Annotated in this window: 26 protein-coding genes; 2 read left to right on the top strand and 24 right to left on the bottom strand. The window is 40.0% G+C overall.

The window, feature by feature from the left end; all coding sequences use genetic code 11:
* Window positions 1–8 precede the first annotated feature (8 nt).
* Window positions 9–5,909: a T9SS type B sorting domain-containing protein gene (locus Q4D72_RS07090; RefSeq protein ID WP_303077030.1), complete on the top strand. Its 5,901-nt coding sequence runs from the start codon at window positions 9–11 to the stop codon at window positions 5,907–5,909.
* Window positions 5,910–6,007: 98 nt separating this feature from the next.
* Here Q4D72_RS07090 and Q4D72_RS07085 read toward each other — a convergent pair whose 3' ends face one another.
* The 5 genes from Q4D72_RS07085 to Q4D72_RS07065 all read right to left on the bottom strand — a co-directional run bounded on the left by Q4D72_RS07085 (window position 6,008) and on the right by Q4D72_RS07065 (window position 11,990).
* Entirely contained in the window at window positions 6,008–8,350 is a 2,343-nt protein-coding gene (locus Q4D72_RS07085; RefSeq protein ID WP_303077028.1) for an ATP-dependent helicase, read from the bottom strand.
* A gap of 383 nt (window positions 8,351–8,733) precedes the next feature.
* A complete protein-coding gene (locus Q4D72_RS07080) occupies window positions 8,734–9,297 on the bottom strand; it encodes a Crp/Fnr family transcriptional regulator (RefSeq protein WP_303077027.1) in 564 nt (187 codons plus the stop codon).
* 47 nt (window positions 9,298–9,344) lie between these two features.
* Window positions 9,345–9,653: a MerR family transcriptional regulator gene (locus Q4D72_RS07075; protein WP_303077025.1), complete on the bottom strand. Its 309-nt coding sequence runs from the start codon at window positions 9,651–9,653 to the stop codon at window positions 9,345–9,347.
* Window positions 9,654–9,659: 6 nt separating this feature from the next.
* Window positions 9,660–10,781, bottom strand: coding sequence for an FAD-dependent monooxygenase (locus Q4D72_RS07070; protein ID WP_303077024.1), 1,122 nt, complete (start codon window positions 10,779–10,781; stop codon window positions 9,660–9,662).
* 150 nt (window positions 10,782–10,931) lie between these two features.
* A complete protein-coding gene (locus tag Q4D72_RS07065; RefSeq protein ID WP_303077023.1) occupies window positions 10,932–11,990 on the bottom strand; it encodes a hypothetical protein in 1,059 nt (352 codons plus the stop codon).
* A 297-nt stretch (window positions 11,991–12,287) separates the two neighbouring features.
* Here Q4D72_RS07065 and Q4D72_RS07060 point away from each other — a divergent pair, with 297 nt between their 5' ends.
* The gene (locus Q4D72_RS07060) at window positions 12,288–12,971 is read left to right on the top strand and encodes a cysteine hydrolase (protein ID WP_303077021.1); all 684 of its coding nucleotides are present in this window, start codon (window positions 12,288–12,290) and stop codon (window positions 12,969–12,971) included.
* 85 nt (window positions 12,972–13,056) lie between these two features.
* On the opposite strand, the gene mscL is transcribed toward Q4D72_RS07060, so the two are convergent.
* From mscL to Q4D72_RS06965, 19 genes are all read right to left on the bottom strand, one after another.
* A complete protein-coding gene (gene mscL, locus Q4D72_RS07055) occupies window positions 13,057–13,440 on the bottom strand; it encodes a large conductance mechanosensitive channel protein MscL (protein WP_303077020.1) in 384 nt (127 codons plus the stop codon).
* Window positions 13,441–13,606: 166 nt separating this feature from the next.
* On the bottom strand, window positions 13,607–14,518 hold the full coding sequence (miaA, locus tag Q4D72_RS07050; protein ID WP_303077019.1) for a tRNA (adenosine(37)-N6)-dimethylallyltransferase MiaA: 912 nt from the start codon (window positions 14,516–14,518) through the stop codon (window positions 13,607–13,609).
* Window positions 14,496–15,416: an ion transporter gene (locus Q4D72_RS07045; protein ID WP_303077018.1), complete on the bottom strand. Its 921-nt coding sequence runs from the start codon at window positions 15,414–15,416 to the stop codon at window positions 14,496–14,498. The genes miaA and Q4D72_RS07045 overlap by 23 nt, the downstream gene beginning before the upstream one ends.
* Window positions 15,417–15,456: 40 nt before the next feature.
* Window positions 15,457–16,125 carry an alpha/beta hydrolase gene (locus Q4D72_RS07040; protein ID WP_303077017.1) on the bottom strand — a complete coding sequence of 223 codons (669 nt, stop codon included), beginning with the start codon at window positions 16,123–16,125 and terminating at the stop codon, window positions 15,457–15,459.
* A gap of 13 nt (window positions 16,126–16,138) precedes the next feature.
* Window positions 16,139–17,389, bottom strand: a complete 1,251-nt coding sequence (locus Q4D72_RS07035; RefSeq protein ID WP_303077015.1) for a dihydroorotase family protein — start codon at window positions 17,387–17,389, stop codon at window positions 16,139–16,141.
* Window positions 17,390–17,514: 125 nt separating this feature from the next.
* Window positions 17,515–18,231, bottom strand: a complete 717-nt coding sequence (gene recO, locus Q4D72_RS07030; protein WP_303077013.1) for a DNA repair protein RecO — start codon at window positions 18,229–18,231, stop codon at window positions 17,515–17,517.
* A gap of 74 nt (window positions 18,232–18,305) precedes the next feature.
* The gene (locus Q4D72_RS07025) at window positions 18,306–19,058 is read right to left on the bottom strand and encodes a 1-acyl-sn-glycerol-3-phosphate acyltransferase (RefSeq protein ID WP_303077011.1); all 753 of its coding nucleotides are present in this window, start codon (window positions 19,056–19,058) and stop codon (window positions 18,306–18,308) included.
* 206 nt (window positions 19,059–19,264) lie between these two features.
* Window positions 19,265–19,594 carry a hypothetical protein gene (locus tag Q4D72_RS07020; protein ID WP_303077010.1) on the bottom strand — a complete coding sequence of 110 codons (330 nt, stop codon included), beginning with the start codon at window positions 19,592–19,594 and terminating at the stop codon, window positions 19,265–19,267.
* Window positions 19,595–19,615: 21 nt separating this feature from the next.
* On the bottom strand, window positions 19,616–19,951 hold the full coding sequence (locus Q4D72_RS07015) for a hypothetical protein (protein ID WP_303077009.1): 336 nt from the start codon (window positions 19,949–19,951) through the stop codon (window positions 19,616–19,618).
* Between the two features lie 39 nt (window positions 19,952–19,990).
* Window positions 19,991–20,338 carry a hypothetical protein gene (locus Q4D72_RS07010; RefSeq protein ID WP_303077008.1) on the bottom strand — a complete coding sequence of 116 codons (348 nt, stop codon included), beginning with the start codon at window positions 20,336–20,338 and terminating at the stop codon, window positions 19,991–19,993.
* A 5-nt stretch (window positions 20,339–20,343) separates the two neighbouring features.
* On the bottom strand, window positions 20,344–20,994 hold the full coding sequence (locus tag Q4D72_RS07005; RefSeq protein ID WP_303077007.1) for a hypothetical protein: 651 nt from the start codon (window positions 20,992–20,994) through the stop codon (window positions 20,344–20,346).
* A 162-nt stretch (window positions 20,995–21,156) separates the two neighbouring features.
* On the bottom strand, window positions 21,157–21,684 hold the full coding sequence (locus Q4D72_RS07000; protein ID WP_303077005.1) for a hypothetical protein: 528 nt from the start codon (window positions 21,682–21,684) through the stop codon (window positions 21,157–21,159).
* Window positions 21,685–21,732: 48 nt separating this feature from the next.
* Window positions 21,733–22,185, bottom strand: a complete 453-nt coding sequence (locus Q4D72_RS06995; RefSeq protein WP_303077004.1) for a DUF302 domain-containing protein — start codon at window positions 22,183–22,185, stop codon at window positions 21,733–21,735.
* Between the two features lie 43 nt (window positions 22,186–22,228).
* Window positions 22,229–22,906 (bottom strand): hypothetical protein, encoded by a 678-nt coding sequence (locus Q4D72_RS06990; RefSeq protein WP_303077002.1) that lies wholly within the window; start codon window positions 22,904–22,906, stop codon window positions 22,229–22,231.
* 5 nt (window positions 22,907–22,911) lie between these two features.
* A complete protein-coding gene (locus tag Q4D72_RS06985; RefSeq protein ID WP_303077001.1) occupies window positions 22,912–23,430 on the bottom strand; it encodes a hypothetical protein in 519 nt (172 codons plus the stop codon).
* Window positions 23,431–23,556: 126 nt separating this feature from the next.
* Entirely contained in the window at window positions 23,557–23,937 is a 381-nt protein-coding gene (locus Q4D72_RS06980) for a hypothetical protein (protein ID WP_303077000.1), read from the bottom strand.
* Complete coding sequence (locus tag Q4D72_RS06975; RefSeq protein WP_303076999.1) at window positions 23,934–24,455, bottom strand: hypothetical protein; 522 nt, start codon at window positions 24,453–24,455, stop codon at window positions 23,934–23,936. Before Q4D72_RS06975 ends, Q4D72_RS06980 begins: the two co-directional genes overlap by 4 nt.
* Window positions 24,456–24,522: 67 nt before the next feature.
* The gene (locus Q4D72_RS06970; RefSeq protein WP_303076998.1) at window positions 24,523–24,867 is read right to left on the bottom strand and encodes a hypothetical protein; all 345 of its coding nucleotides are present in this window, start codon (window positions 24,865–24,867) and stop codon (window positions 24,523–24,525) included.
* Window positions 24,868–24,869: 2 nt separating this feature from the next.
* Window positions 24,870–25,349, bottom strand: a 480-nt coding sequence (locus tag Q4D72_RS06965) for a hypothetical protein (RefSeq protein ID WP_303076997.1), incomplete at its 5' end; no start/stop codon positions are given.

Genomic DNA, 25,349 nt, shown 5'->3' with positions numbered 1-25,349 from the left:
AAATAAAAATGAGAAAAATAATTACTTTCTGTTTGAGTTTTTGGGCTTTTTTCGTAACGTACGCCCAAGTAACCCCAACGGTGCGTATTTCTGATCACAACGGAAATACCACCAATGTGAACATCGATTGCGATTATAATTTTGCACCTAACAGAAGCGTTGTTCTTACGGCGGATTATCCTATCATCCATCAAACGCAAAGTTACGCCGTGGAGTCTATACCTTACGCGCCGGTAGCGCCTTTTTCGACAGGAACGACCGTGAACATCGTGAGCAATACCGGAAAGAATGACGATGTGTTCAGCCAAGTGCAATCACTTCCGTTTGAATTTTGTTTCTACGGAAATACTTTTAACGAGGTAGTGATAAGTGATAACGGCGTGGTGAGTTTCGGAGCGAGTAACAGCAGTGGTGACAGTCCGTACACCATCGCGGGACAAAATCCAAATTTGGGGCTGACCAAAAATGCCGTTTTCGGTGTTTATCACGATTTGAAGAACTTAAACAAGGTGAAAGTCCATACGCAAGGCACGGCACCGTATCGTCAGTTTATTATTAATTACGATGATATTGAGCAGTACAACAGCCAGCGTACAAGTACTACCCAAATTGTGTTGTATGAAACGACTAACATAATTGACGTATATGTTAAGGAAAAACCCGAGAATGATGATGTTGCCCTTCCAGAACTTCGGCGTCAGTCGCTTATTGGGGTTATCAATGGCACGGGAACGGAAGGCGTGTCGCCCCCCAACCGCAACACGGGTATTTGGTCGGCAACGCAAGAGGCGTGGCGGTTTGTTCCGTCAGGTACGACCACCATCAACGTGCAGTGGTACAACGCCGATACCGGAGTTTTATTAGGCTCAGGAAACAGCATTACCCAAGCACCCACCATCAATACGCGTTATGAAGTGCGGGTGACCTACAATTTATGTACGCCCATTACGGTAACCGATACCATACAAGTTTCATTCTCAACCGATTTCCCTACGGCGAATAATGTCGAGAGCGTATATTGTCTTAATCCGGGGCAAACCCAAACGGTTGATTTAACCGCTTTTCAAACGGCGATTAACAGCGATACCACATTGACCTTTTCGTACCATACCACGGCTGCGCAGGCGCACAACAATCAAAATCCGATTGCAGCTGTGAGTAATTATACGTTGAGTTCCGACCAAACCCTTTACGTGCGCACCCTGCGAAGCGGAATTTGTTACACCGTTTCGCAGCTTGATTTGCGCACTAACATACGCCCCAACATAACAATCCCGACAACCCCGTTTGAATTTTGCGATGCGGGGAATAATAGACAGGAAGTGATTGATCTCAATACGATTACCATTCCGGGGGTGGTGGGTCATTTGCACAATAAAGCTTTTTTTGAAACCCAAACCGATGCGCAAAACAACACAAATGCCATTATTGCCGTTGCGAATTACACATTAACCGTTCCGGCAAGTATGCAGCGAACTCTTTATGTACGGATTTGGAACAGAGCATTTAACGATGCTGCCTGCGCTACGGTTGTCCCCATACGTTTGGTGCTGAAACCTTTCGTTGAAACCGTTGCGCACGAAGCCTTGGTGTGCTACGTGCTGGAAGGGCAAGCCATTAATCACGACCTGACGCAGTACATAACCGATTTGGTTTCCGGAACGCTTTCGTACAACCCGAGTGATCTTACGGCTAAATTCTATCAATACCCAAGTTATACCGGTCAGATAACCAATCCGGCAAACGCCTCCATTGTGATGAACGCCACGGTGTATGTTGAGGTAAGTTATCCGAATTTTTGTTCGTCGCGAACCACACTCAAACTCACTGCCGATACCGATTGTGACGGCGCCGGAGGTGGCGGAGGCGGCGGTGGAGGTGGCGCCGGCGGAGGCGGTGGTGCCCCTGCGCTTTGTGATGTCACCTTCCCGTTAAATGTGAATCTGGAACGAGATTATTTTCCGCATTACCTTCCTGTGGGAATTACACCGGCAAATGTTACCGTTTTAGGTTTTTATGATGATGCGGCGATGACTTCGGTGATTGCAACGCCCACTAATTATCAGCTTACCGATGCCAATACGCCCAAAACGGTGTACGTAAAATACCGCGTTAATGCCAATAATATCGAAACTTCGTTGTCGTTTGTGGTGAACGCTTCGGAAAGAAGGTCGCTACCCAAAGATACGTTTTCGATTTGCGATACGATGAATGACGCAACCGAGCGGGTGGAACTCATTCCTGAGTATCAAAAAATGTTGGAAGAATTGTATACAGGCGCTAATCCGTCGGTTCGTTTCTTTTTAACGCCCGTAAACCGAGATTTGTATTTGGCTTCCAGCCCCAGAAACGAAACTCTTACCACTGCTTTTATAGACGTAACGGGTACGCATACCAATACGGTTTATGCCTTGGTTTCCGTTGAAGGATGTCATTATAAGTACGACCTTCATTTTGTATTGGAACGCATTGCTGTTCCGTTGGTTGCTCAAACGATTTGTGATTTTAACGACGACAAACAGGAAGTGGTTAATATGACCAAATACGAAACCGAAATTCGGGTACAACTCACTGCGCAACAGCGCTCAAACACCACTTCGGTAAGTTATTACTATTCGGAAAACGATGCGCATAACAAAACCAACCCGATAACCGATGTAACGCAGGCGCAGGTGCGTGCGGGGCAAATGTCGGTTTTTGCACGTGTGGAATTTTCTGACGGCTGTCCGGTGCTTGTGCATTTGCAATTTTCCTTTACCACAGCGGTGGATTTGCCCCAAGTAACCGACCTGAACGTCTGTGATATTCTCAATGACGGAAGCGAATCGGCAGATTTAAACACGGCAATAAGCGGTGCGAGCGTTAGTTCAACCATTCGGTTTTTTAATAACGAAGCGGCAGCCGAAGCTGATGATGCTAACTTTTTAATCGGTACATACAGCCCTACACAATCGGTTTTGATGACCCTTACCACGGCTTCCACTACGGTTTATGTGCGTGTGCTTGATTTGCAAACGCGCTGCGTGAAAGTGCTGCCTTTGGTTGTTAATTTGGTGTCGTTCCCCGAAATAACAAGCAACAAAGTGGCTGTGTGTGATTTTGCTAACGACGGGCAAGAGGCGGTTTCTCTTTCCGAAGTTAAAAATCAGTTGGTTGCAAATAACCCAACAACGCTTAACGCCACGATGGATTTTGCGTTGTATGGCACGCAAGCCGATGCACTGGCAAACACAGCCTCACAGACCACCCTAACTGCCACGCAAAACCAAACGGCTTGGGTGCGCATTACACCCGTTGGTACGGATTGTTTCTATGTTAAAGATGTGGTGTTTGATTTGGTGAAGTCGCCTGAGGTAACGAATTTGACAAAAGTTATTTGTAATAACAGCAGTCGCAATCCGGCAGGGAATACCTCCGAAGTAGTGAATTTGAATGCCTATCGCGAAGAAATTATCGGGCGAGCGCTTACCCTTAATGATAATTTCCAATTTTTTGCCACCGAAAACGAGGCTCTTACTGCCACAAACGCCATCGGAACGAGTTACACCATTTCCGGTTTTCCGGTTACGCTTTATGTTCGAACCGAAAATAACGCCACGAACTGCTTTTCGGTTTCATCAATAACGTTCACTGAGCATCCGCAACTTGCTGTTACTGACACGAGTATCGCTTTTTGTGCCGACGGACAGCTTAACGGGCGCATTGACCTGACAACCTATCCGGCAAAAATGGTTTCGGATACAACCCAATATACCGTAACTTACCACGAATCGCACACCGATGCGGTAAACGATGTGGCAATTACGTCTGATATTACGGATTATTACGTAATCCCGACATCGGTGGTTTGGATAAAATTCGTCAGCAAAAGCACGGGCTGTTTTATCATTAAGCGATTGGCGGTTTCGATTTATCCGTCGCCCAAAGTGAACACCGTGTTTGAAAATCGTTGTGATACCGACCTTTCGGGTTCGTTCACGGAAGATTTAACCCGATATATGTCGCGAATCATAACCAACGAACCCAATGTGGCGTTGTTGTACACCTTTACGTATCACAACACGCTGACTGATGCCCAAAACGGAACGAACGCCATCGCTCAACCTGAAAATTACGGCTTTTCGTATGCCGATTTTTACCCGAATCCTCTTGTGCCGAATCAGCTTCGCCATAGTGTTTTTGTCAGGGTGGTTGCCAACGGCGGTATTGGTTGTGCCTCACAAGCGATTATCAATTTTGATGCACTTTTAAAACCCGCCATTCAAGCCCGAACCGCCACGCTTACCCTTTGCGATGGCAGTTCAGATAACGGGTTACAACAGTTTGATTTAACGCAGGCACAGAGCGTTATTTCCTCACAAGCGGGCGTTAATTTTGTATTTTACCCAACCTATGCCGATGCGCAAAACCAAACAAATCCCATACCAAACCCGACGATCTATACCAATGTGAATCCCTATTCCGAAACGGTGTTTGCCCGACTTAGTGCCGGTGGTTTTTGTGATGATTGGGCAGAAATTCGGCTTGTGGTACATCCGTATATTCAGGCTACCGATAGGGTAGGGGCAACCATTTGTGAGTTTGACAATAACGGAAATCGGGTAACTGTCAATCTGTTGCAAGAAGCCCAAGCGATGCAACTTACGCAACATCCTTTGCAGAGTTCACTTGCGGTTACTTTCCACAACTCACAAACCGATGCCGAAAACGGACTTTTGCCCATTACGGGTAACCTTACCGATTACGATTTTGCGGTAGGGCAGAAGGTCGTTTGGGTGCGTTTTGCCAATGCCGAAGGTTGCGCACAAGTACGTTCGCTTACGCTTGAAAAAGTCGGAAGTCCTGTGGCAACGGCAGTGGATTTAACCCTGTGTGATGATGATGCCGACGGGCAGTATCCGCTTGATTTAAATACACTTGACAGCCAGGTAACGACCACTGCCGGCGTATCGGTTAGCTATTATATGAGTGAAGATGAGGCGAAACAAGGTATTAATTCCGTTTTAAAAACAACACTTTATCAGGTGCCGCCTCATCAGCAAAGCGTTTTATTCGCACGAGTTGAAAATGCCAATGGTTGTATTGCCATTGCTCGGGTTTCGTTGCGTACGATTCCGTCGTTGAAAGCATCGGTATCTGTTGAAGAGGCTTGTGAAAACAACACGGCATCAAGCGTTGCGGTGATTCGGTTTGAAAGTAACAATCTGGATTTTGGCAGGTTGCGTTATGCGGTGAACAGCACCGAACTATCGCAAAGCGTTCCGTTTGTTCGGTTTGAAAATAAAACGGGATATATTGAAACAAGCCAACTTCCTGAAAATATGCCTATTGCCTTGACGTTTTTCTATGAAACTTGTCAGTACACGCTTGCCGATACCTTTTCGATAACGCATTTACAGCCACTTTCGGTAACGGAAGTTCCGCACGCTGACCCGTCAGTTGTGGCAATTCAAGCAACAGGAGGGCGTGCACCTTATCAATATGTATTTAACGGAAAACCTTCAAATACACCTACTTATGTGATGTTGTTTTCAGATGCCGGCTATGTGGACGCACAAGGAAGAACCGTGAAGCAAGTGCGGGCTGAGGTGCGTGATGCTTTGGGCTGTGAAGTTATTTTGGAACTTGAAAAAGTATTTGTTGATTTTAACGTACCGAATTTCTTCACGCCTGATAATGATGGGAATAACGACCGATGGAGCCCTAAAAACACCAAATCGTATCCGAAGATGATTACGCAGATTTATGACCGTAACGGGCGATTTATCAAGTTGTTACGCGAGGGCGAATCGTGGGACGGTACTTACAACGGAACGCCGCTTCCGTCGGGTGATTACTGGTACACCATTGAAACTAACGAGTTCCGTGACACGCGTAAGTTTGTCGGTAATTTTACGCTAATGCGCTAAGTGAAATCTCATAAAATCAAAATAGGCGGGCGATTCTTTTGAATCGCCCGCCTTGTTTTTGGTATATTCTTAATTAGGGAAATTGCTAAAAAAGCCGATTAAACGACGGTCAGTTTGGCAAATTTTAGTAAAATCTTTTTGATGCCGCCCACTTCAAAATTGATTTCCGCTTTTCGGTCGTTGCCGGCACCTTCCAAGTTTAGTACTTTTCCGCGTCCGAAGCGTTCGTGTTCCACAATAGAACCAATTTGTAATGAGCTACTTACGGAAGAAGAAACGCCCGATTGATTGCCGTTTTGGCTGTTTACGGGTTTTAGTTTCCGCAGTCGTTGTAGGGCATCACCCGTAGGGGCGTGGCTAGGCGGTGGTGTGGAGCTTATCGGCTTTTGAAGGCGTAATTTGCTTTTGTCCACTTCACCGAAAATATCTCTGTTAATCAGCGGTTTGTAACGATAATTCGGGTTAGAAACCGGCGGGGTTAAATACTGCAAAAATTGCGAATCAATTTCATCAATAAAGCGACTCGGTTCGGCATCAGTGAGTTTTCCCCAACGGTAACGACTTTCGGCATACGTGAGGTAGGCTTGCTTTTCGGCTCGGGTCAGGGCAACGTAAAACAAGCGACGTTCTTCTTCCAGTTCCGAACGCGAATGCACGCTCATCGCCGACGGGAACAAATCTTCCTCCATACCAACGATATACACGTGCGGAAATTCCAATCCTTTGGCAAGGTGAATGGTCATCAGTGCCACGCGGTCATCGTCCTCAATTTCTTTATCCATATCGGTGGCGAGCGATACGTCTTCCAAATATTCGGAAAGGCTGGCGGTGCTGTCGGCAACATCTTGCTGTCCTTCCACAAAATCCTTGATTCCGTTAAGCATTTCCTCGATATTTTCCATTTTGGCGATGCCTTCGGGTGTGCCGTCTTTCTTAAATTCTTGTAATAATCCCGTTTTTCGGGCAACTTGTTCGGCTACTTCAAAAGCATTGGCTTGTTTGCTGAAATCCTGAAAGTTACGAATCATCACCACAAATTCAGTGAGGCGTTGTTTGATACCCGAACTGATGCTCAGCCCTTCGATTCGGTTGATGTTGTACATCACCTCGAAGATTGATTTTTTGTAATGATTGGCGGTGAAAGTTAGTTTTTCAATGGTGGTTGCCCCGATTCCCCTTGCCGGAAAATTAATAATTCGGATAAGGGCTTCTTCGTCATTGGGGTTGATAATCAGGCGTAAATAAGCCAACATATCTTTAATTTCCTTCCGTTGATAGAAAGACAATCCGCCGTAAATTCTGTATGGAATATCGCGTTTTCGCAAGGCATCTTCAATGGCTCGTGATTGGGAATTGGTTCGGTAAAGCACGGCAAAATGCCCGTTGGGGAGCTGTTTTTGCATTTTGGTTTCAAAGATGGAACCCGCCACGAAACGCCCCTCGTCGGAGTCGGTCGGGCTGCGGTGTACTTTGATGGGTTCGCCCGTTTCGTTGGCTGTCCAAACAACCTTATCCAAGCGGGTTTTGTTGTGTTCGATAACCGAATTGGCGGCTTCGACAATGTTTTTGGTGGAGCGATAATTTTGTTCCAATCGGTACACCTGAACGTTTGGATAATCACGCTGGAAGTTTAAAATATTGTTGATATTCGCCCCGCGGAAAGCATAAATACTTTGAGCATCGTCGCCCACCACGCAGATGTTGTGAAAACGGTCGGCAAGTGCCTTAACGATAAGATATTGCGAGTGATTGGTGTCTTGGTACTCATCAACCAAAATGTATCGAAACCGATTTTGATATTTTGCCAACACATCGGGGTGAAGGTTTAGTAATTCATTGGTTTTCAGTAGTAAATCGTCAAAGTCCATTGCGCCGGCTTTGAAGCACCGTTCAACGTAGGCTTGGTAAATTTCACCCATACGCGGGCGTTTTGCCATTGCATCGGCTTCCATCAATTCGGGGTCGTTGAAGTATGCCTGAACGGTGATTAAGCTGTTTTTAAAGGACGAAATGCGGGACTGAATTTGTTTGTATTTATAGATGTCCTTGTCTAGTGCCATTTCTTTGATGATGGCACTGATAAGGCGTTGTGAATCTTGGGTGTCGTAAATGGTAAAGTTTTGCGGATAACCCAATTTATCGGCTTCGATGCGTAAAATTTTTGCGAAAACGGAATGAAACGTTCCCATCCACAGGTTTTTAGCTTCGCTACCGCCCACAATTTCCGCAATTCGTTTTTTCATTTCGTTGGCGGCTTTGTTGGTAAAGGTCAGTGCCAGAATGTTGAAAGCATCAACCCCTTGGTGCATCAGATTGGCGATGCGGTAGGTAAGCACGCGCGTTTTGCCCGAACCGGCACCGGCGATGACCATTAACGCACCGTCTTTTTGCAGTACGGGAGCTCTTTGCGCATCATTAAGCAGCGATAAATATTGTTCCATAAGCAAGGTTTTTGGTGGGCAAAGGTACGTTAAATTCGTTAATAATTGTAATACAATGTGAAAATGACCGTTTTTATGATGATAAATTATTTATATAAAGAGAATTAGACAGGAAATAAGGTGTTTTTTTGTATTTTAATGATATACTCAATGTCTTTCTGTAATGTATTAAATATCTCTTGATAAGGTATTTTAGGAACGGATAATACCAATGAATTGAGCTTCACAATTAAATAATATGCTTAGTTAGCACCCTAATTTGTACTGTATTTTTAGGATATGTAAGCGTAAGGAAGTGGTGTTTGAGGGGGCGAATTTTGTACTATTGTTTGGTGTGATACAAAACAATGTTGTTGATAGGACTTTATTGCTGTTTAAATCCATTATCGCCCCCTTTTTACTCTACTAATTGAAAACTTGCTCATTCCGAGCATTGAGGCGAGGTCTTTTTGTTTTACTTTTTTAATGAACTCGGGGTGTTCAAAAAGGGCTTGGTAACGGTCTTTCACAGACTGATTTTGAAACAATTCAATGGTTTTAATCAAATTCAGAATTGTTTCTTGCTGGTTGATTATCATATATTTGGAAAACCAAGGTTGCGTATGGAGGAGTTTGTCAAGGTCTGTTTTTTTGATTTGCAAAATTTCGGTGTTTTCCGTAGCTATGATGCCGTATTTTGAGGGCGTTTGGCGTGTAAAACTCTCTGTTTCAGTGAAAAAATAGCCTTCAAAAGCCACCCAACTGGTGTGTTCATCGCCGTTTTCATCAAAGTAGAAAATCCGTAAAATACCTTGATTTACAAAGTAATAGTGTTTGCACACGCTTCCTATAGGAAGTAAAACCGCTCCTTTCATTACCGGCTTTAAGATGAAGAATTCTTCCAAATCCGATGCGGTAATAATACAGCCAGAAAGCGTTGATTGTATGTGATTTACAAGTTTCTGCATTGCGGTAACCGTATGAGTTTTAATTAAAAATAGTAATTCCCAATCCGTTATTTCTTTAATTTTTCCAACATTTGACTGATCATCTCCATTCGTTTTTGTACTTTTTCAGCGGAAGCATCAAGGGTGTAGCCTTCATCCATCAGTTCTTTGATGAGTAGCATTTTTTTGATATTCTGATAATTGTATCGGCGGTTTTTGCCCTCCTCTTCGGTCAGACTTTTGATGATACCCTTGTCTTCCCAATAGCGAATTTGTCGCGTTGGAATGCCCGTGATTTGCGACACCTCACCAATGCCCACCACCAATTTCTCTAAAAATTCAAAATCAAAACCAAGGTCGTTGTTCTCTTTGTTCATTTAATTTCAGTAAGTTATGTTAAAAATCTTATCCAATTGTTTTTCATTGAATGAATCAGGTACTGTTTTCAGCAGTTGATTTCTGCACCACATAGCCAAATTATTTTCAAAATGAGCTATTTTCCCTATTTTTTGACTCATATTGGCGATATAATGTGCTTTTTTCATTCGTAATTGCTCATATTTGGCAAAAATTTGCTCAATATTGTTACTTTCTTTGAACAATTTTCCCAAAACAAACGCATCTTCTACTGCTTGACAAGCTCCCTGTCCCATATTTGGGGTGGTAGCGTGGGCAGCATCTCCAATTAAACATATCTTATTTTTGCACCATTTGTTAATGGGTTGTAAATCAATAATATCGTTTAGAATGATAGCCTCTTTTGGTGTCGCTTCAATCAAGGTTAAAACATCGTGATGAAAATCGCTGAACAGATGTAAAAGATTGTTTTTTTCTTGTTGTAAATGGCTGTTTATCACGGCATACCAATATACTTTTTGGTTGCTAACTTGTACAAAACCAAATCGTTTTCCCTTCCCCCATAGTTCAAATGCTTTGTGTTTGTACTCTTCGGATAATTTGAAATCGCACAATCCTCGCCAACATTTTTGGTTGGTATTTCTGATTTTTCCGCCCCCAAATAATTGATTTCTAATGACAGAATGAATGCCGTCAGCTCCAATTAATACATCGCAAACTTCTGAATTTCCGTCTTCAAAAATGAGTTTATAATTGTTATTATCTTCAATTTTTAACAAACGCTTTGAAAGTTTAATGGTTTCATAACCAATAGCTTCTGTTAATATTTTTTGTAAATCGGCACGGTGGATAGCAATGTTTTTTACGCCGTATTTTAGTTCTAAATTTGTAAGATTCGTTTTGGATATTGTTTTTAATTGATTATCAGCAATGTATATTTCAGAGACGATATGACCCGAATTTTCGATGACTTTTCGGATTCCCAGTGTATCAAACACTTGCATCGCGTTACTTGCCATAACAATACCGGCTCCCACAGGTTTAATTTGGGTAGCTTTTTCGTAAATTGTTATTTGTCGGTCGTTTCCTTTCAGGGCTAAGGCTGTGGTAAGTCCGCCGATTCCTGCTCCGATAATGCCTATTTTCATCAATTAAAATGTTGATTATAAGAAGTTTATTTCTGAATGGCAAATATAACCATTTTTGTAACTATTTTGCAATGATTACTTATCCATTTCAATGAAATAAGTAAAATATTTCCTTAATTAAAAGTATAATAGTTGATTGTTAATGAATTATCATTTCTTTTTAATTCGGAGATATTGGCAGTTTTGAGTATTGTAATTTCCGTACTCGTTCCAATACACAGCAGTGTGATTTACAGGCATATAGAAATATTCGTCCGTTGCCCAAAACAAGCCCTCGTACACATCGAAATAAGGCATCCAATTTTTAAAAGGAGCAGAAATAAGCTCTTTAATCTCTTGATTTTCATTAACTTCGTAAAAAATAACGCCCGACACTTGTTCTTCCATTATAATAGGGAACACAAAAATTTGCTTTTTGTCAGGCGATAGGTACGGAAATCCTGAAAATTCCTGTCTTTTGCCGTTTCTTTTATCAAATAAAATGTATTCTCCTGATTCAAAATAACTTGCATAAACGACATATTTTTGTAAGGCTTCGATTTGCCCCATATATTCGTAGACTTCGCCCTCATCGTTATCCGTATCGTTATCTTTCAGAACCACAACGGAATAATCCTCAAAAGTCAGCGATAAGGCTCCGTTGAGTTTTCGTACGGCAAGGGTATCTTGAAGTAAGTGGCTCACACGCAGTTTTTTAGCTTCGTTATATGTTTTTTGATCGATGAGTTCTATTTGAAACATATCACGAACCGTTTCTTCGGAAATAGGACTTTCTAATTCTTCATATAAAGCATAAAGGTCTGACTCTTTAAGTTTTATATCTTCCAAATTACCCACATCAGTTTTCTTGACATAAGCCTTTGCCCAGCCCATTCGGCTGATTTCCTTGCCGTCTTCCTCATATTCTTCGGTTACGTACCACTGCACAACGTACCAATCCTCGTATTCTTCAATCACTTCCAAGCCTGTGCCGTAGGGTGCTGTATCGATTTTCCTTGTGTTTTCGTCAGCACCCAGAAAGAGGGTCGTTCCCTTTCGGTTGGTTACGAATTTCTTTTCGATTAAGGCTGGGTCGATAAAATCAAGCCAAACAAGTTTCGCTCTAGGAATATCTGTGTCGGTAACTTCTTGATTTTCATTGTTATTTTTGTTAAAAAACTGGCAACTGCTCAAAATCAAGACACTTGCCAAAAGGATAATTTTTCGCATAGTTTTAAATCATTTTCGTTTTTTGAAAAAAAGAAATCAATGCTCCAAAAACGGTTTTTATTGGGCAAATATACACCTTTTTGACTGAAATACAATTTTTTAGGCATTCCAAATTTCTTCTGTTTTTTTAGAAAATTTTTTTTCGTTTAAAAAATATGTTGATTTTTTATAATTATCTGACAATCAGTTTTGTCAAAAATATTTTGTAAATTATTTACAATTATTGTTGTTTATCTCAAAATAAAATGATTATTTTGCATTTTGAAAATTATTTACAAAAATTGAAAATTCAGAACAATGAAACAATTATTTTTAAACGTTGTATTTTTTATGACACTGATTATGAGCTATCAAGCGGAGGGACAAACCCAAGGGAAATCGGCAATTTTGCTTATTGAAACCCAAAACGAGTGGATGCACCCAGACGGAAAACTTCGCAAATTATTGATTCAAGACGAAGAAATGATGCAAAAATCCATCAAAAACATTGAAAAATTGGTTGATTTTGCCCGAAAAAACGACATTTTGTTAATTCACTGCGGATTGCGTTTCGAGAAGGGCTATCCCGAACTTGCCAACGGAAAAAGCGGACTTCGGGAGGCGATTCCCAAGGCAGGAACGTTTCCTATCAACGAATTTGGGTCGCGATTTTATGAAACCGTGCAACCCATCGATGGCGAATTTGTGGTTACGGGCAGGGTCGGAGCCAGTGGCTTTACAGGCTCAAACTTAGATGTTTACCTTCGGAATAACAAGGTCGAAAATCTGTATTTGGCAGGTTACGCCACCCACGTTTGCGTGGAAAGCACCCTGCGTGATGCCCACGAAAAAGGCTACAATACTTTCTTGATTTCCGATGCCACTTCGGCGTTTAACAGCACCCAACAGGAGTACGTCCTAAACGAAATTGTCCATCACTTTGGGGAGCATCTCAGCACGGAAGCGTTGGTGGGAGGAGGAAATGAAAGTTTGGTTAAGTAACATTAAATGAGTTATTTACGATGTAAATAAAACAGGTTGCTCGAAAAAGCAACCTGTTTTTGTAAAGTTTTACTGTCTGTTTGGCTTATTTTTTCAATAAGTCTCTGATTTCAGCAAGTAATTCCTCTTGTGTTGGTCCTGCCGGAGCTGCCGGAGCCTCTTCAGCCGGTTTTTCGTTTTTCATTTTGTTGATGCCTTTAATCACCATAAACAAAATGAAGGCAATAATTACAAAGTTAATCACTGCTGAAAGGAACATTCCGTACTTAACACCACCAAAAGCGGTAAGTTCTTCAATGTTTTTCAAGTTTGCTGCCTCCAAAGCTGGGTTAAGAAGAAGTGGTGTAACAACATCTTCGATGAAAGAGCTTACGATTTTCCCGAAAGCTCCACCGATAATCACACCGACTGCCATATCAACCACATTTCCTTTTACGGCAAATTCTTTAAATTCTTTTAAAAATCCCATAGTTAATCGACTTTTAGTTTTTAACTTTTATTTAATTTTATGGGGCAAAAGTAATTAAAAAAACTACACAAAAAAATGAAGATATTTTTTTTAATAAAACTTTAATAATTAGAGGCTATTTTTTGCTTTAAAATTCGCTTAATTTCTATTTTTATGTAAAAAAATGTTAAATATTTATGTCTTTTATAATTTCCTGAACAGGTGTTTGGTAGTCAAACCAACGGATTTTTTGGTTTTTGTTGAACCAAGTGTACTGGCGTTTGGCAAATCGGCGTGTGTTTTTCTTGATTTCTTCGATGGCAAAGTTCAGTGATGTTTTTCTTTCAAAAAAATCAAATAATTCTCTGTAACCAACTGTTTGTAAGGCGTTTAGTTTTCTGTGTGGAAATAAATTTTGAGCCTCACGAAGCAATCCTTTTTCAAGCATTTGTTCAACACGGAAGTTAATGCGCTGATAAACAATATCTCTGCTTGCCGTTAATCCAATTTCAATAGTTTTAAACGGGCGTTGGGCTTTATTCTTTTTCAGAAACGAAGAGTAGGGGAGTCCGCTTGCCAAACAAACCTCTAAAGCCCGAATCATTCGTTGTGGGTTTTGAATATCAACCTTTTGGAAATGTTCGGGGTCATACGTTTTGAGTTTATCTTGCAAATATTCAATACCTTTCTCTTGAAAAAGAGCGTTGAGTTTGGTACGTATTTTTTCGGGAACTTCCGGAAAGGAATCCAACCCGTGAAGCACGGCATCGGCATAAAGTCCGCTACCGCCCACCATAATCACAATGTTCTTATTTTCAAATAGATATTCTAAAAGAGCGATGGCATCGCGTTCAAAATCACCAACCGAATAGGGTTCAAAAATGCTTTTATGTTGCACAAAATGGTGTTTAGCAGCCATTAGTTCATCGGGTTCAGGTACTGCCGTACCGATGTACATTTCTTTGAAAAATTGCCGTGAATCACACGAAACGATTTCGGTTTGGTAGTAATTTGCCAGTTCAATTGCCAAACGGGTTTTCCCTATTGCGGTAGGTCCTACGATGGTTATCAGTAAGTTATCGTTTTGTTTTTGTTCCATTTTTCTTTCTTCTTAACGATGAACCACATTGGCAACAAAATTTTGCATTTTGTAGGTGATTTTGATAACCACAGTTTGTACAACTTAACAAATTTTCAGAATAATCCGAATTTTCGAAAGCAGTCATTCGGAAAGATTTGCGTTGGAGTGTTCCCAATTTGATTTTTGACTTGGCTCGGGAGTACTCGGCAGTAACAATTCCGGTGGGCACGGCGATGATTCCGTAACCCAAAATCATTACAAACGAGGCTATCATCTGCCCCAGTGTGGTTGCGGGAGCAATGTCACCATATCCAACGGTGGTAAGTGTTACGATACACCAATAAATACTGCGCGGAATACTCGTGAATCCACTCTCTTGACCCTCAATTACATACATTAATGAACCCAGTAAAATACAGATCACCAATACAAAATAAATAAAAACAATGATTTTATTGCGACTGGTTCGCAGTGCCATTTTCAGTTCGTTACCTTGATCGGTAAAGCTAACCAAGTCTAGAATACGGAAAATCCTAAGCAGGCGTAATGCCCTAACCACCGAAAGGGCTTTTGACCCCGGAATGAAAAACGATAAATACATCGGGAGTATTGATATTAAGTCAATTATCCCGTAAAAGCTAAAAATATATTGCAGTGGGCGCTTGTTTGAAATAATCCTTAAAATATATTCCAACGTAAAAAAAATGGTAATAACCCATTCTAAAAAAACGAGAAAACCGTGTGCCTGATGGTCAATATCTTCCACCGTTTCAAGCATTACCATTATCACGCTGAAAAAAATCAACACTAGTAAAATAATGTCAAAGAGTTTTCCTAGCGGTGTGTTGGTTCCGTAAATAATTACGTATGCCTTTTGTTTTAAAATATCATACTTTGATTTTATAACCCCTCGCATTGCACGCTATATTAGTTGAAAAACAGAGAAAACAAGCCTCTTACTGTTGAGGAAGCCACTCCCGAAATGAGTAAAAATTCTGCGGAGATACTCCGTGCCCCACAGGAAACTCCTCATAGGTGTAATCTACGTTTAGTTCTTTTAAAATATTCACGGTTTGCCTTGCCCATTCCACCGGAATGACCTGGTCACTAAGCCCGTGCGATATGTAAAATTTAGGGGTAAAATGCGTTCTTTCACGGTAATCTTCTTTGAGGATATTTGTGTTTAGGTAGCCGCTTAATGCAATGACATTCCGTATTTTATCCGGATAAGAAAGCGCGACAGCCATACTGAGAATGCTCCCCTGACTAAATCCGATTAGTGTAATGTTCTTCGTGTCGTAGCCGTACAGCTCACAAGTCGCGTCAATAAATTCAACAATTAAATCACGCGATTCAACCGCTTGCGCATCATCGCTCCATTTGCCTTGTTCGGATTGAAAATCAATGGAGTACCAAGCATACCCAAAGTCGGCGAGCTTATGAGGGGCTTGCACTGACACAACAGCGTATTTTGCAGGAAGTTCATTGGCAAACGAAAATAAATCTTCTTCGTTACTGCCGTAGCCGTGAAGCATAAAAATAACCGGCGGACGCTTTGTTTTTACCAAAGGTTCACGAATGATACAGTGCAATGGCAATTCGTGAGGTGCGTTGTTTGTTTTCATACTAAAATTTGTTTTAATTATTTAAAATCAATTGTTTATTAGCGATGATACCTATTGCCTTTCCTTTTAGGGTTTCACCCAAAAACGCTGTGTTTTTTGAGCTTGACAAGATATGTTTCTGCTTGAAAACATAGCAGTCATCGGGGGTGAACAAGGTTAAATCGGCTGGGGTATTTTCAGCAATCGGTTGTGTTTTGATGCCGAAACGTTTGCGTGCGCCTGTCAGTAATGCTACTGCTTGCTCCGTGTTAACATACTGATTCAGAATACCAAAAACAGTTTCTAGTCCAATAGTGCCAAAAGCGGCGTGGTCAAATTCTTTAAATTTAAGTTCCACATCTAACGGATTATGGTCAGAGGTTACAAAGTCGATAATTCCGCTGCATAATCCTTCGCGTAGGGCGTGTACATTTTGTGCATCGCGTAGGGGTGGAAGCACCTTAAAACGGGTGTCAAATCCGTCTAAAACCTCGTCCGTAAAGTGAATATGATGTGCTGATACGCTGCACGTTACGTCTAATCCTTTGGCTTTGGCTTCACCGATAAGCGCCACCGATTTTGCCGTTGAAATGGTAGGAATGTGTAGTTTGCCACCAGTATATTCCAAAATTGCCAAATCGCGCGCAATACACAAGGTTTCAGCCAGTTCCGGAATGCCTTTCAGCCCGAGTTTAGTAGCCGAAATATGCTCATTTACAACTCCTTTACCCATAATTTTGGGGTCGTTCGGAAATGAAATTACAATTCCTCCGAAATTTTGAGCGTATTGCAAGGCTATTTTCAGTAGGTTGCTGTTCGTAATAGGCTTTTTATAGTCGCCAAAGGCTACGGCACCTTCGCTTTGCATATCGAACAACTCGGCAAGGGCTTCCCCTTTGCTTTCAATGGTTAAAGCCCCGATGGGGTGCGCCGTTACGGCAAAGTGGCGTGTTTTGTTTTTGATATAAGTTACCGCTGTTTTTGTGTCGGTTACCGGATTGGTTAAAGGGTTGATTAACACGTGTGTAAATCCGCTTTTTTGGGCTGTTTTCATTCCGTTTTCGAGCGTTTCACGTTCTTCAAAACCGGGTTCGCCCAAGCAAACGCTGCTGTCTGCCCAACCTTGTGAAACACAAACGTTTTCAATGACTTTATCGGCATTATCAATAGCGATTTGGTCTGCTATTTTTACAATAATTCCGTCCGAAATTAAGATATCCTTTACTTTATTGTGAAAAACGCTTAACGAATCTAAAATTTTTGCGGATTTAATGACTATTTTCATAGTTGGAATATGGTTTTAAATCAATATCAATTTGTATTTTTCTTTTACAAACAGGCTTCTAACCCGCAAAGGTAAAATTAAAAATGAACTATGGCAATTATTTGCGTATATTTTTTGCCGAAAAATTAAAATAAACTTTGCAACACGTCCAACGATTTGGTGTTGCGAAAGCTTGGAAAATGCCACTGATAATATTTTAATAATTTATTAATTAAGGCATTGCGTTCTGTTTTGGTTGTTTTTATATGATGTAAATCACTGTACTGTGCCGTTAAAATGTTTTTGAATAAAACCAATTCGGTGCCTGAAATGGTGTATTTAACCTCATCAAAATGTGAAAAAATACCTTCTTCCAGATTAAAAAACAGGTGGTTATCATTCGTAGTGTCGGGATAAAAACCCAAAAAGCGGGTTAAATCAACCAAAAATTTCAGATGAAAATTAGCCATAAAATCATTTTCATCAAAAAAACAGAGTTTTTCCGACAGAAAGTTATAGAGTTCAGGCTCAGGATGTTCAGTTGTGCATACCAGCGAACACACTTCCGATAAAAATAACGCCACCGAACTTTTGTAAATGTGGGTGTGTAACGACCGATACACGTGATGCACTTTGGCTTCTTTGATGCGTTCCAACGTGCCTGAGTTTTTGTGCGTAGCAACGATTTCCAACTGCATAAAGGGTTGGAACAAAGCCGATTTCAATGTGCTTTTTCGGGAAGACAGCACTCCTTGAAGCAGATAACTCTGCACGCCGTAATTTTTTGTAAAACAGCGCACAATCAGGCTGTTATCGCCGTATTTCAAAGAAGAAATGACAATGGCTTGGGTTTTAATCAGCATTGCAGTTGGGGGTAAGTTGTTGTTTGTTTTTATATCTTTGCCAAAGCTCAAAAATGCTAACAAAGGTAAAATTTTTAATCATTTTTTACTTTTAAAAAGGACTCGTGTTGCTCAATCGCCATTTCAATTTTTTCAACGATTTGCTCGATGCTTTCATTCTCATAATCAATTTGTAAGGGTTGTTTTATAACCATTGATTGTTGTACGCCTTTCTTTTTAATGTTGATACCTTTTTTATCGAACGAACGGCGGAATCCGTCAATGACAATCGGAACAACCACAGGCTTATACTGCTTGATTAAGTGTGCCGTTCCTTTACGAATCGGTTTCCAAGGCGAGGTTGTTCCCTGCGGAAAGGTAATGACCCAACCGTCATTGAGTGCAATGCCGATGTTTTCTACGTCGCTTTGCTTTACTTCGCGTTGTATTTCTTTACCTTTTTCACGCCAAGTTCTATCGACCGGAACTGCCCCTACATAACTCAAAATTTTGGGTAGCAAACCCGATTTCATCGTTTCGGAAGCCGCTATGTAATAGATATTTAACTTCGGATTCCATAAATAACCGATATTTTTAATAGTATCGACCCTACCTTGCAAACTGGCGTTAAAAACGTGCAACATCGCCGCAACATCGGCAAAATAAGTCTGATGATTGGAAATGAAAAGCACGTTGGTTTCAGGCAAAGCTCTGATAACGTCCGAGCCTTCTATTTTCAGCTGATTAAATCCGTTATAACGACTGTGCGTAATTAAACCAAAAAGCCTTATTAACCAGCGTTTTATCCATAATATTTGTCCGAACGGACTTCTTTTAAATAATTTCATTCTGTCAATTTCTTAACCCTAAAACAGATGATTTAATATCTTTTTTACCTGTGCAAATTTAGGGTAATTTCCTATTAAAACAAGAAATATTTTAGTTTCATCTGAAAATTACGGACTAAAATCGTCTTTTTCAGTGTTAAAAAAGTAAATTTTCATACTTTATTTCTCTCAAATTAAAAGTTTCAAAGTCGAGCCTCACGAACATTTTAAATCTCACTCCAAACATCTTCATAGCCCTCGTTATCAATGATAAAGCGAAAGCCTTGTGACAGACCCAAATAAGGTAAAACCTCTGGTAATAAGTCGATTAAGTGATACCAATGCACAGGTTTGTAAAAATCCTCCGCGTCAGAATGCTCCCCACAATGGATAAACCACGACACATTTTGCCCCGCTTCCAGCACGATGCGTTCGCCACAAATCGGCATTTGCCCCAAAGTGTCCAGTGCCACTGCCACCATTTCATCGGATTGCAATTGCTCAAATTCGGATTGGTATTTTTTACAAATTTTTAGTTGTAACTTTTTGATGTTCATAGGTTTATTTCATTTTAAAAATCAATACCTCACCACCAGAGGCGATTTTTGTAGCAAATTGTCTTTGTGGAAATGCTCGGGTTTTCCGAATGAAAATTCGCAAGGTAAAACAACGGAAAGTTCTTCAAAAACAGCTTCTTGCGTACGGATTTCACCACCGAACCAAATATCCCAAACCATCAGCACCGATGCCTCGCCTTTGGTGAGTTCGTACAGGTCAAAATCAATGGCTTTGTCGAAAATTTCAGGGTCGTACTCGGCGGTGAGCTTCCAACCGTTTTCCTTCAAAAATTTGAGGATTTTGTAAAACAAATCCGTTTCGATGTCGGTCGCTATGCGTGTTTTTTCGTTTGTCATATTTCTTTGTAATTTACTTAAAAACAATTGGTTGTATTTTTAAATCAACTCGTTTTCTCGGTCGTCATTTTCTTTGTAAAGTTGCCAACCAAAATGGTCGGCGATTTTTCTAAACAGCTGTATATAAGCATTTTGATTAGCGTTTTCATCACAAACAACGGCAATGAGCCTAACCCAGCCAATGGGCGTATCGGACGAGGCGAAATTGCCGTCCTTCGTTTCCGTTAAAATCATATCAAACCACTGAAAATCAGTTGAATTCTGAAAAGTTTGATGGTCTTTTTGTTGCAATTCTTTGACGCTTTGCAAAAAATCTACCAACTGCGTTCGCTCTATCTTTTTGCTAAAATTTTCATCGGATTGAATGTAATAATAAGAATAATTCATTTTTTTTAGATTTTTCGTACAAATTTAGGCGAATCTTTATCATTGACTAAATCATAATCCTTTGTTTTTCCATGCTTTAAACACAACTCATTAAAAAGCTGTTCTTGTTTTTTTATGGGAAAATAACACGAAATTAATTTCAAATCAGGCATTTGTATAATAAACTCTAAATCAGAGGGTTCGAGCTTACTATACACCGAAAAACTAATGCCTTCCAAATTGGGAATCTTACGAATATTTTGTACCTCCATTAAACTTTTACATCTACGAATCTCCAACATTTTCAGATTCTTACACGCCGACAAATTCGGAAAAACCTCAAATTTAGGACAATAGGAAATGCTAAGCCATTCCAAATTTTCAAATCCGTGCGACAAAAAATTAAAATTGTCGTTGCTTGTTCGTATTGTATTGAAAAACAGAAGTTTAAGTTTTGATACTTTTCGTAAGGTGGTATAGTCAGCAATGGTACAACCGTAAAATTGCACACTTTCCAAGTTTGGAAAAAGGAGTAAAAAATCCAAATTTGTAACTTTTAAATGACTGATTGCAAAAGATTTAATTCGCTTATACTTTTGCATTTCTGAAATATCTGCCTCAGTTAATTGCAGGTCAATAAAACCTCGTGAACCCTGTTTGTAAAAACCTTTATTCATATCGTTATAATTTTGAATATCAATATAATATATTATTTTTCTGTCAAAAATACGATTATTTTTTGCCCAAATGACCGATAAGAGCATCTATTTTGGCAAAATTTTCCTCACTTGACGAGGCGTAAATTACATCGAAATAGCCATCGTTTCTGAAAATGGCAATCACCTCATTATCAGCGTTTCCGTAGAATCTCGCTCCCAGCCACTGCGAAAAATCATAGGGCTTTTTCTGAAAATGTTGCTCAATGACGACAAGCTCCTCGCCACTGACAAACAAAAAATCCTCGGACGAAAAAGGCAAAGCAAAACCGCTTGGAGTGTCGCCATTGCGTTGAAAAAATCGCTAAGTGTCTGATTTTCTTTTGCCCACGCCTCTTGGTCGTAGCTCATATACACGGGCGGATTGTCGTTTGGCAAGTCCGTTTTTTGAATCGCCCAAACGCAAGTCCATTGATTTTCAGCATAAAAAATCAGATGGTCGCCATTTTTTAACCACTCCACCTTGTCGGGCGAAAGCAACACATCTTGCGTGGCGTTGAGGGGCGTAATTTTGCCCAATTCGGTGTAATAATCGGACAGCACTTTTGGCACAATCGGACTCATTTTAAGCAAATTTTGCATTTCTTCCGCTGAAAATCCATCGCTTTTCTCGATACCAAACAGCTTTTTAATGTAAGTAAAATCGGTCATATTTTTTCGTTTTTAATTATTAAAATTAATTTTTATTACTAAAAAACGCTAATTCGCCGCAAAATCGACAATATTTTGCAATAAAAACTGCATTTTTTCGGCAATAGACTTGTTTTTGATGCGATATTTCTTGGCAAGTTCGGAGGTGTTGGTGAAAATCAGCTGTATTTTTTGGTTTTTGTCCTCAATCACGGCGATTTTCATCGGTAAATCAAGGGCAATGGCGGGATTTTCCTGCATCAGGAGCGTCCCCACTTTCGGATTTCCAAAAACGACGACCCTGCTTTTGCCCATCGCCAGTCCGACCCCCTGTGCGTTTTCATAATGGTTAAAGTCCGCAAAAACAGGTAGTTGTAGTTCTTCCAATTTTTGAACCAAACGAGCGTAAGTTTGCTCAAAATCGTGCTTACTTTCCACCGAAGAAAGGCTTTTCGAGTGATTTTGTGCCGAAATCAAAGCGGTTATCAGTAAAAATGCCAGTAAAATAATGTTTCTTTTCATTGTTTTTAAGTTTTTAATTATTTCTATAAAAATCGTTTTTTTCTTACGGAAGACTCGAAAAATCAATCATCGTCAAGTACCATTTTTTATCCATTTTCGTTACATAAAAGATAAAAATGTCAAAATCTCCGTCATTTTTCTGCCAAATCGCGACGATGCAACGCGTATTTTGCTCAAATTTTTGGACTTTTTTGAGTTCCGTCAAGTATTTTCGTTTTGTTTCGATGTCCGAAATTTCATATTTCAATTCCGTTTTAATGCAAAAGGACAATTGTTTCTGAAAATCAGGATTATCCACAAAAAACAAACCTTCCGTTGGCGTTTTTTCAGAAGAAATCACTTCCAAAACATCTATCGTTTGTACTTTTTTCAAAGGCAAATTTTCTTTAATTTTCTGAAAAGCAAGTGTTTCCCTGTTCCAATAGGGCAAAATTACATTTTCTCGTTGAATGGTGTCCAAATAAATTTCCTTTTGGTGCGTCCAACGAGGCACAGAACCAGGCAGATACATAAAATACAGCCCTATCTCTTTATGAATCAGTTGATTGAGTTTTTTAACATCTTTTCGGTTGTACGAATCAATAACCGACCTCACCACCTGCTCAAAATTCGGCTCAAAATCGTGCTTACTTTCCACCGAAGAAAGGCTTTTCGAGTGATTTTGTGCCGAAACCAAAGCGGTTATCAGTAAAAATGCCATTAAAATGATGTTTCTTTTCATTGTTTTTAGGTGTTTTTTGTTATAAAATTAAATTTGATGTCGGTCAAATCGTCTAAATTGATTTCAATTTGTGATGTTCCGTGTTCGGTGATGCCAATCAAATGATTTTCAACAACTTTTAGCGATTTTATCGGATTGGTTCGGTCTGAAAATAACGCCCAAAGCAAGTTGCCCTCGCCGTCCTCACACGCCACAAAACCCTCGTTGCCGTAACTGCCATCGCCACAGACAAATTTTTGTTTATCACTGATAATCAACTCATTCCATACATCTACCCAAGTCCAATCCTCCCACGCATTGTATTTCAGCAAACTGCCGATGGTGGTGTCGCACAAAGGCGATACTCGGGCAGAACTTTCTCGGGTGTTTGGGTCGTATAACACAATGAAATCCAGCACGGTAACTCTGCCATCGGCGTAAATAATGCAGTTGGTAGGCGGTAATTTCTTTTGGTCGCTTTTCCAAAATTTTTGTAAGGCTTCAAGGTAAGTTAATTCGTTGTTAGTCAAGTTTTTATCGCTCATAGATTTTGTTTTACTAGATGATTATTTTCCGCCAAATTTAGACGAATATTATTTCTTTTCAAAATTTTATGTGTTTTTCTAATAAAATGACAATAAATTACGCTTTATTTTAGTAAATCGTAAAAATTAAGTCGTTAGCCAATCTTCCAAAGTAATCATTTTATCCAAAGCGAAAATTTCCGTTAGACGATGAAAAACTTGCGGATTTTTGATACGAATTTGCACCGTTGAAAAACCGTTTTTGGAGCTGTCATATGTTAGGTTATCTTCTGAAATCCAAATAGTTACGATTTGACTTTGGCTGTCCACAAAGAGCGTATCAAAAGCCGGAGCATACACCACCCGTCGCGAACCGTCATTGTAAAAAAATCGTAATTCGTTGTGCTGGTGGATTTTATAAAGTTCCAAAAAATCACAATTTTGTTCCAGCGGAAATACCTCGGCGGCAAACTTCACCGAGCTGTATTTTTCAATTCTTATATCCTGACAATCAAAGCTATATATCATATTTCTAACGAAGAATTTATCCAATTGGTTTCGGCGTAAAGTTGCTCAATTTTGTCCAGTTCGGCTTTGGGTTTTCTGCCCCAAGCTGTATAAACGGTTTTGAGTTTGGGCAATTGTTTGAGTTTGGTAAAATCATCTGCACTCATTTTCAGTGGTTTATCGTGGCTTGTCAGCACCAAAGTTTCCAAATTTTCATAGCGAAGCAAACTCGCCACATCGCAAAAATTCGGACAGGTATACATCATTATTTGCGTGATTTTTTCAGGATTTTTCAACTTCGGAAAACTTTCCAAATGGCTGTTGTAACTGATATTTACGCTCGTCAAATGTTCCAAACTCTCTATAAATGAATGATTTACTAATTTTGACAAGCCGTGTAAATGCAATCGCTCCAAATTCGGAAATTTCTCGCCCAGCAAATTTTCCGACTTTAAAGTGCTGTGAATGTACAAATCGGTCAGATGCAAATTCAGGGCAATCAACGCCAAATCCAGCGATTTTAGATGTAATTTTTTCAAATTTTGTTGCAAATTGATAAAATCGTGCTGTGATTTATTGCCTAAACCTTCCAAAAACTCAAAATTTTCAATATTTCTTGCTGAAATTGGGTTGAAAGATAGCGTTTTTTTTGACAAATTGCCCTAATTTTAACGATTTTAAATCAAAATCGGCGAGTTCCGTCAAACTTTCCAACGGATTTTCATAATTTGGTGACACCGAAATATGCCGAACGTTTGGCAATTCAGCCAAAACGGACATTTTCACCTCCGCCGATAAAAAAATCAGCACAAAAACCTCACTCCCTGCCGCCGCTTTGGCATTGACAAGGCGTAATTTTTCAGCGTCGATGTGTTTTTTCAAACTGACATAAAGCGGCTCGGTTTGGTTAATCGTATCAGGGCTAAGTGTATTTAAATCAATATATTGCATAATTATTTTTTGTTTATTTCGTTGATTTCCAGTGAATTGCAACTAATTTCAAGGTGATGATTTCCTTCCAAATCAAGGCGTAAATGGGTCTTGCTTTGGGTCTGTAAAACGCTCGCTTCCACGACAATCACGCCCCGATTTGATAACGCAAACGATGGCAATTTAGTATCCGAATTGGGGGCTGAAAACTGAAATTCGCATACCTCGTTTAGTATCAGTTTTTTATGAATATACGAAGGAAATATCTCATTATCAACTATTTCCCAAGTTGCCAAAAAAGAAATTTCAAGTCGTTGATTAAATTCCGAAAAATCAAAATCGGTCAAGGTGCTTTCAAACAATAAAACTTCCAAAGGATTTCGTTTTTTCATTGCGAAAAAAGTTTGTTTTAAATTACTAAAAATCAATAGGTTTTGATTTAATGATATTTCCGATTTATTTTTCCGTTCGTCCGATGGTTTTAAGCCAAAGTTTGGCGTTAT

Source organism: Capnocytophaga sp., assembly GCF_030532915.1.
Taxonomy (GTDB): domain Bacteria; phylum Bacteroidota; class Bacteroidia; order Flavobacteriales; family Flavobacteriaceae; genus Capnocytophaga.
This window is presented reverse-complemented; position numbering and strand designations above follow the sequence as displayed.

What these genes read in the sequence shown, in the direction of transcription:
- Q4D72_RS07090 (WP_303077030.1), top strand. Translation starts at nt 9, where the DNA reads ATGAGAAAAATAATTACTTTCTGTTTGAGTTTTTGGGCTTTTTTCGTA.
- Q4D72_RS07085 (WP_303077028.1), bottom strand. Translation starts at nt 8,350, where the DNA reads ATGGAACAATATTTATCGCTGCTTAATGATGCGCAAAGAGCTCCCGTA.
- Q4D72_RS07080 (WP_303077027.1), bottom strand. Translation starts at nt 9,297, where the DNA reads ATGCAGAAACTTGTAAATCACATACAATCAACGCTTTCTGGCTGTATT.
- Q4D72_RS07075 (WP_303077025.1), bottom strand. Translation starts at nt 9,653, where the DNA reads ATGAACAAAGAGAACAACGACCTTGGTTTTGATTTTGAATTTTTAGAG.
- Q4D72_RS07070 (WP_303077024.1), bottom strand. Translation starts at nt 10,781, where the DNA reads ATGAAAATAGGCATTATCGGAGCAGGAATCGGCGGACTTACCACAGCC.
- Q4D72_RS07065 (WP_303077023.1), bottom strand. Translation starts at nt 11,990, where the DNA reads ATGCGAAAAATTATCCTTTTGGCAAGTGTCTTGATTTTGAGCAGTTGC.
- Q4D72_RS07060 (WP_303077021.1), top strand. Translation starts at nt 12,288, where the DNA reads ATGAAACAATTATTTTTAAACGTTGTATTTTTTATGACACTGATTATG.
- mscL (WP_303077020.1), bottom strand. Translation starts at nt 13,440, where the DNA reads ATGGGATTTTTAAAAGAATTTAAAGAATTTGCCGTAAAAGGAAATGTG.
- miaA (WP_303077019.1), bottom strand. Translation starts at nt 14,518, where the DNA reads ATGGAACAAAAACAAAACGATAACTTACTGATAACCATCGTAGGACCT.
- Q4D72_RS07045 (WP_303077018.1), bottom strand. Translation starts at nt 15,416, where the DNA reads ATGCGAGGGGTTATAAAATCAAAGTATGATATTTTAAAACAAAAGGCA.
- Q4D72_RS07040 (WP_303077017.1), bottom strand. Translation starts at nt 16,125, where the DNA reads ATGAAAACAAACAACGCACCTCACGAATTGCCATTGCACTGTATCATT.
- Q4D72_RS07035 (WP_303077015.1), bottom strand. Translation starts at nt 17,389, where the DNA reads ATGAAAATAGTCATTAAATCCGCAAAAATTTTAGATTCGTTAAGCGTT.
- recO (WP_303077013.1), bottom strand. Translation starts at nt 18,231, where the DNA reads ATGCTGATTAAAACCCAAGCCATTGTCATTTCTTCTTTGAAATACGGC.
- Q4D72_RS07025 (WP_303077011.1), bottom strand. Translation starts at nt 19,058, where the DNA reads ATGAAATTATTTAAAAGAAGTCCGTTCGGACAAATATTATGGATAAAA.
- Q4D72_RS07020 (WP_303077010.1), bottom strand. Translation starts at nt 19,594, where the DNA reads ATGAACATCAAAAAGTTACAACTAAAAATTTGTAAAAAATACCAATCC.
- Q4D72_RS07015 (WP_303077009.1), bottom strand. Translation starts at nt 19,951, where the DNA reads ATGACAAACGAAAAAACACGCATAGCGACCGACATCGAAACGGATTTG.
- Q4D72_RS07010 (WP_303077008.1), bottom strand. Translation starts at nt 20,338, where the DNA reads ATGAATTATTCTTATTATTACATTCAATCCGATGAAAATTTTAGCAAA.
- Q4D72_RS07005 (WP_303077007.1), bottom strand. Translation starts at nt 20,994, where the DNA reads ATGAATAAAGGTTTTTACAAACAGGGTTCACGAGGTTTTATTGACCTG.
- Q4D72_RS07000 (WP_303077005.1), bottom strand. Translation starts at nt 21,684, where the DNA reads ATGACCGATTTTACTTACATTAAAAAGCTGTTTGGTATCGAGAAAAGC.
- Q4D72_RS06995 (WP_303077004.1), bottom strand. Translation starts at nt 22,185, where the DNA reads ATGAAAAGAAACATTATTTTACTGGCATTTTTACTGATAACCGCTTTG.
- Q4D72_RS06990 (WP_303077002.1), bottom strand. Translation starts at nt 22,906, where the DNA reads ATGAAAAGAAACATCATTTTAATGGCATTTTTACTGATAACCGCTTTG.
- Q4D72_RS06985 (WP_303077001.1), bottom strand. Translation starts at nt 23,430, where the DNA reads ATGAGCGATAAAAACTTGACTAACAACGAATTAACTTACCTTGAAGCC.
- Q4D72_RS06980 (WP_303077000.1), bottom strand. Translation starts at nt 23,937, where the DNA reads ATGATATATAGCTTTGATTGTCAGGATATAAGAATTGAAAAATACAGC.
- Q4D72_RS06970 (WP_303076998.1), bottom strand. Translation starts at nt 24,867, where the DNA reads ATGCAATATATTGATTTAAATACACTTAGCCCTGATACGATTAACCAA.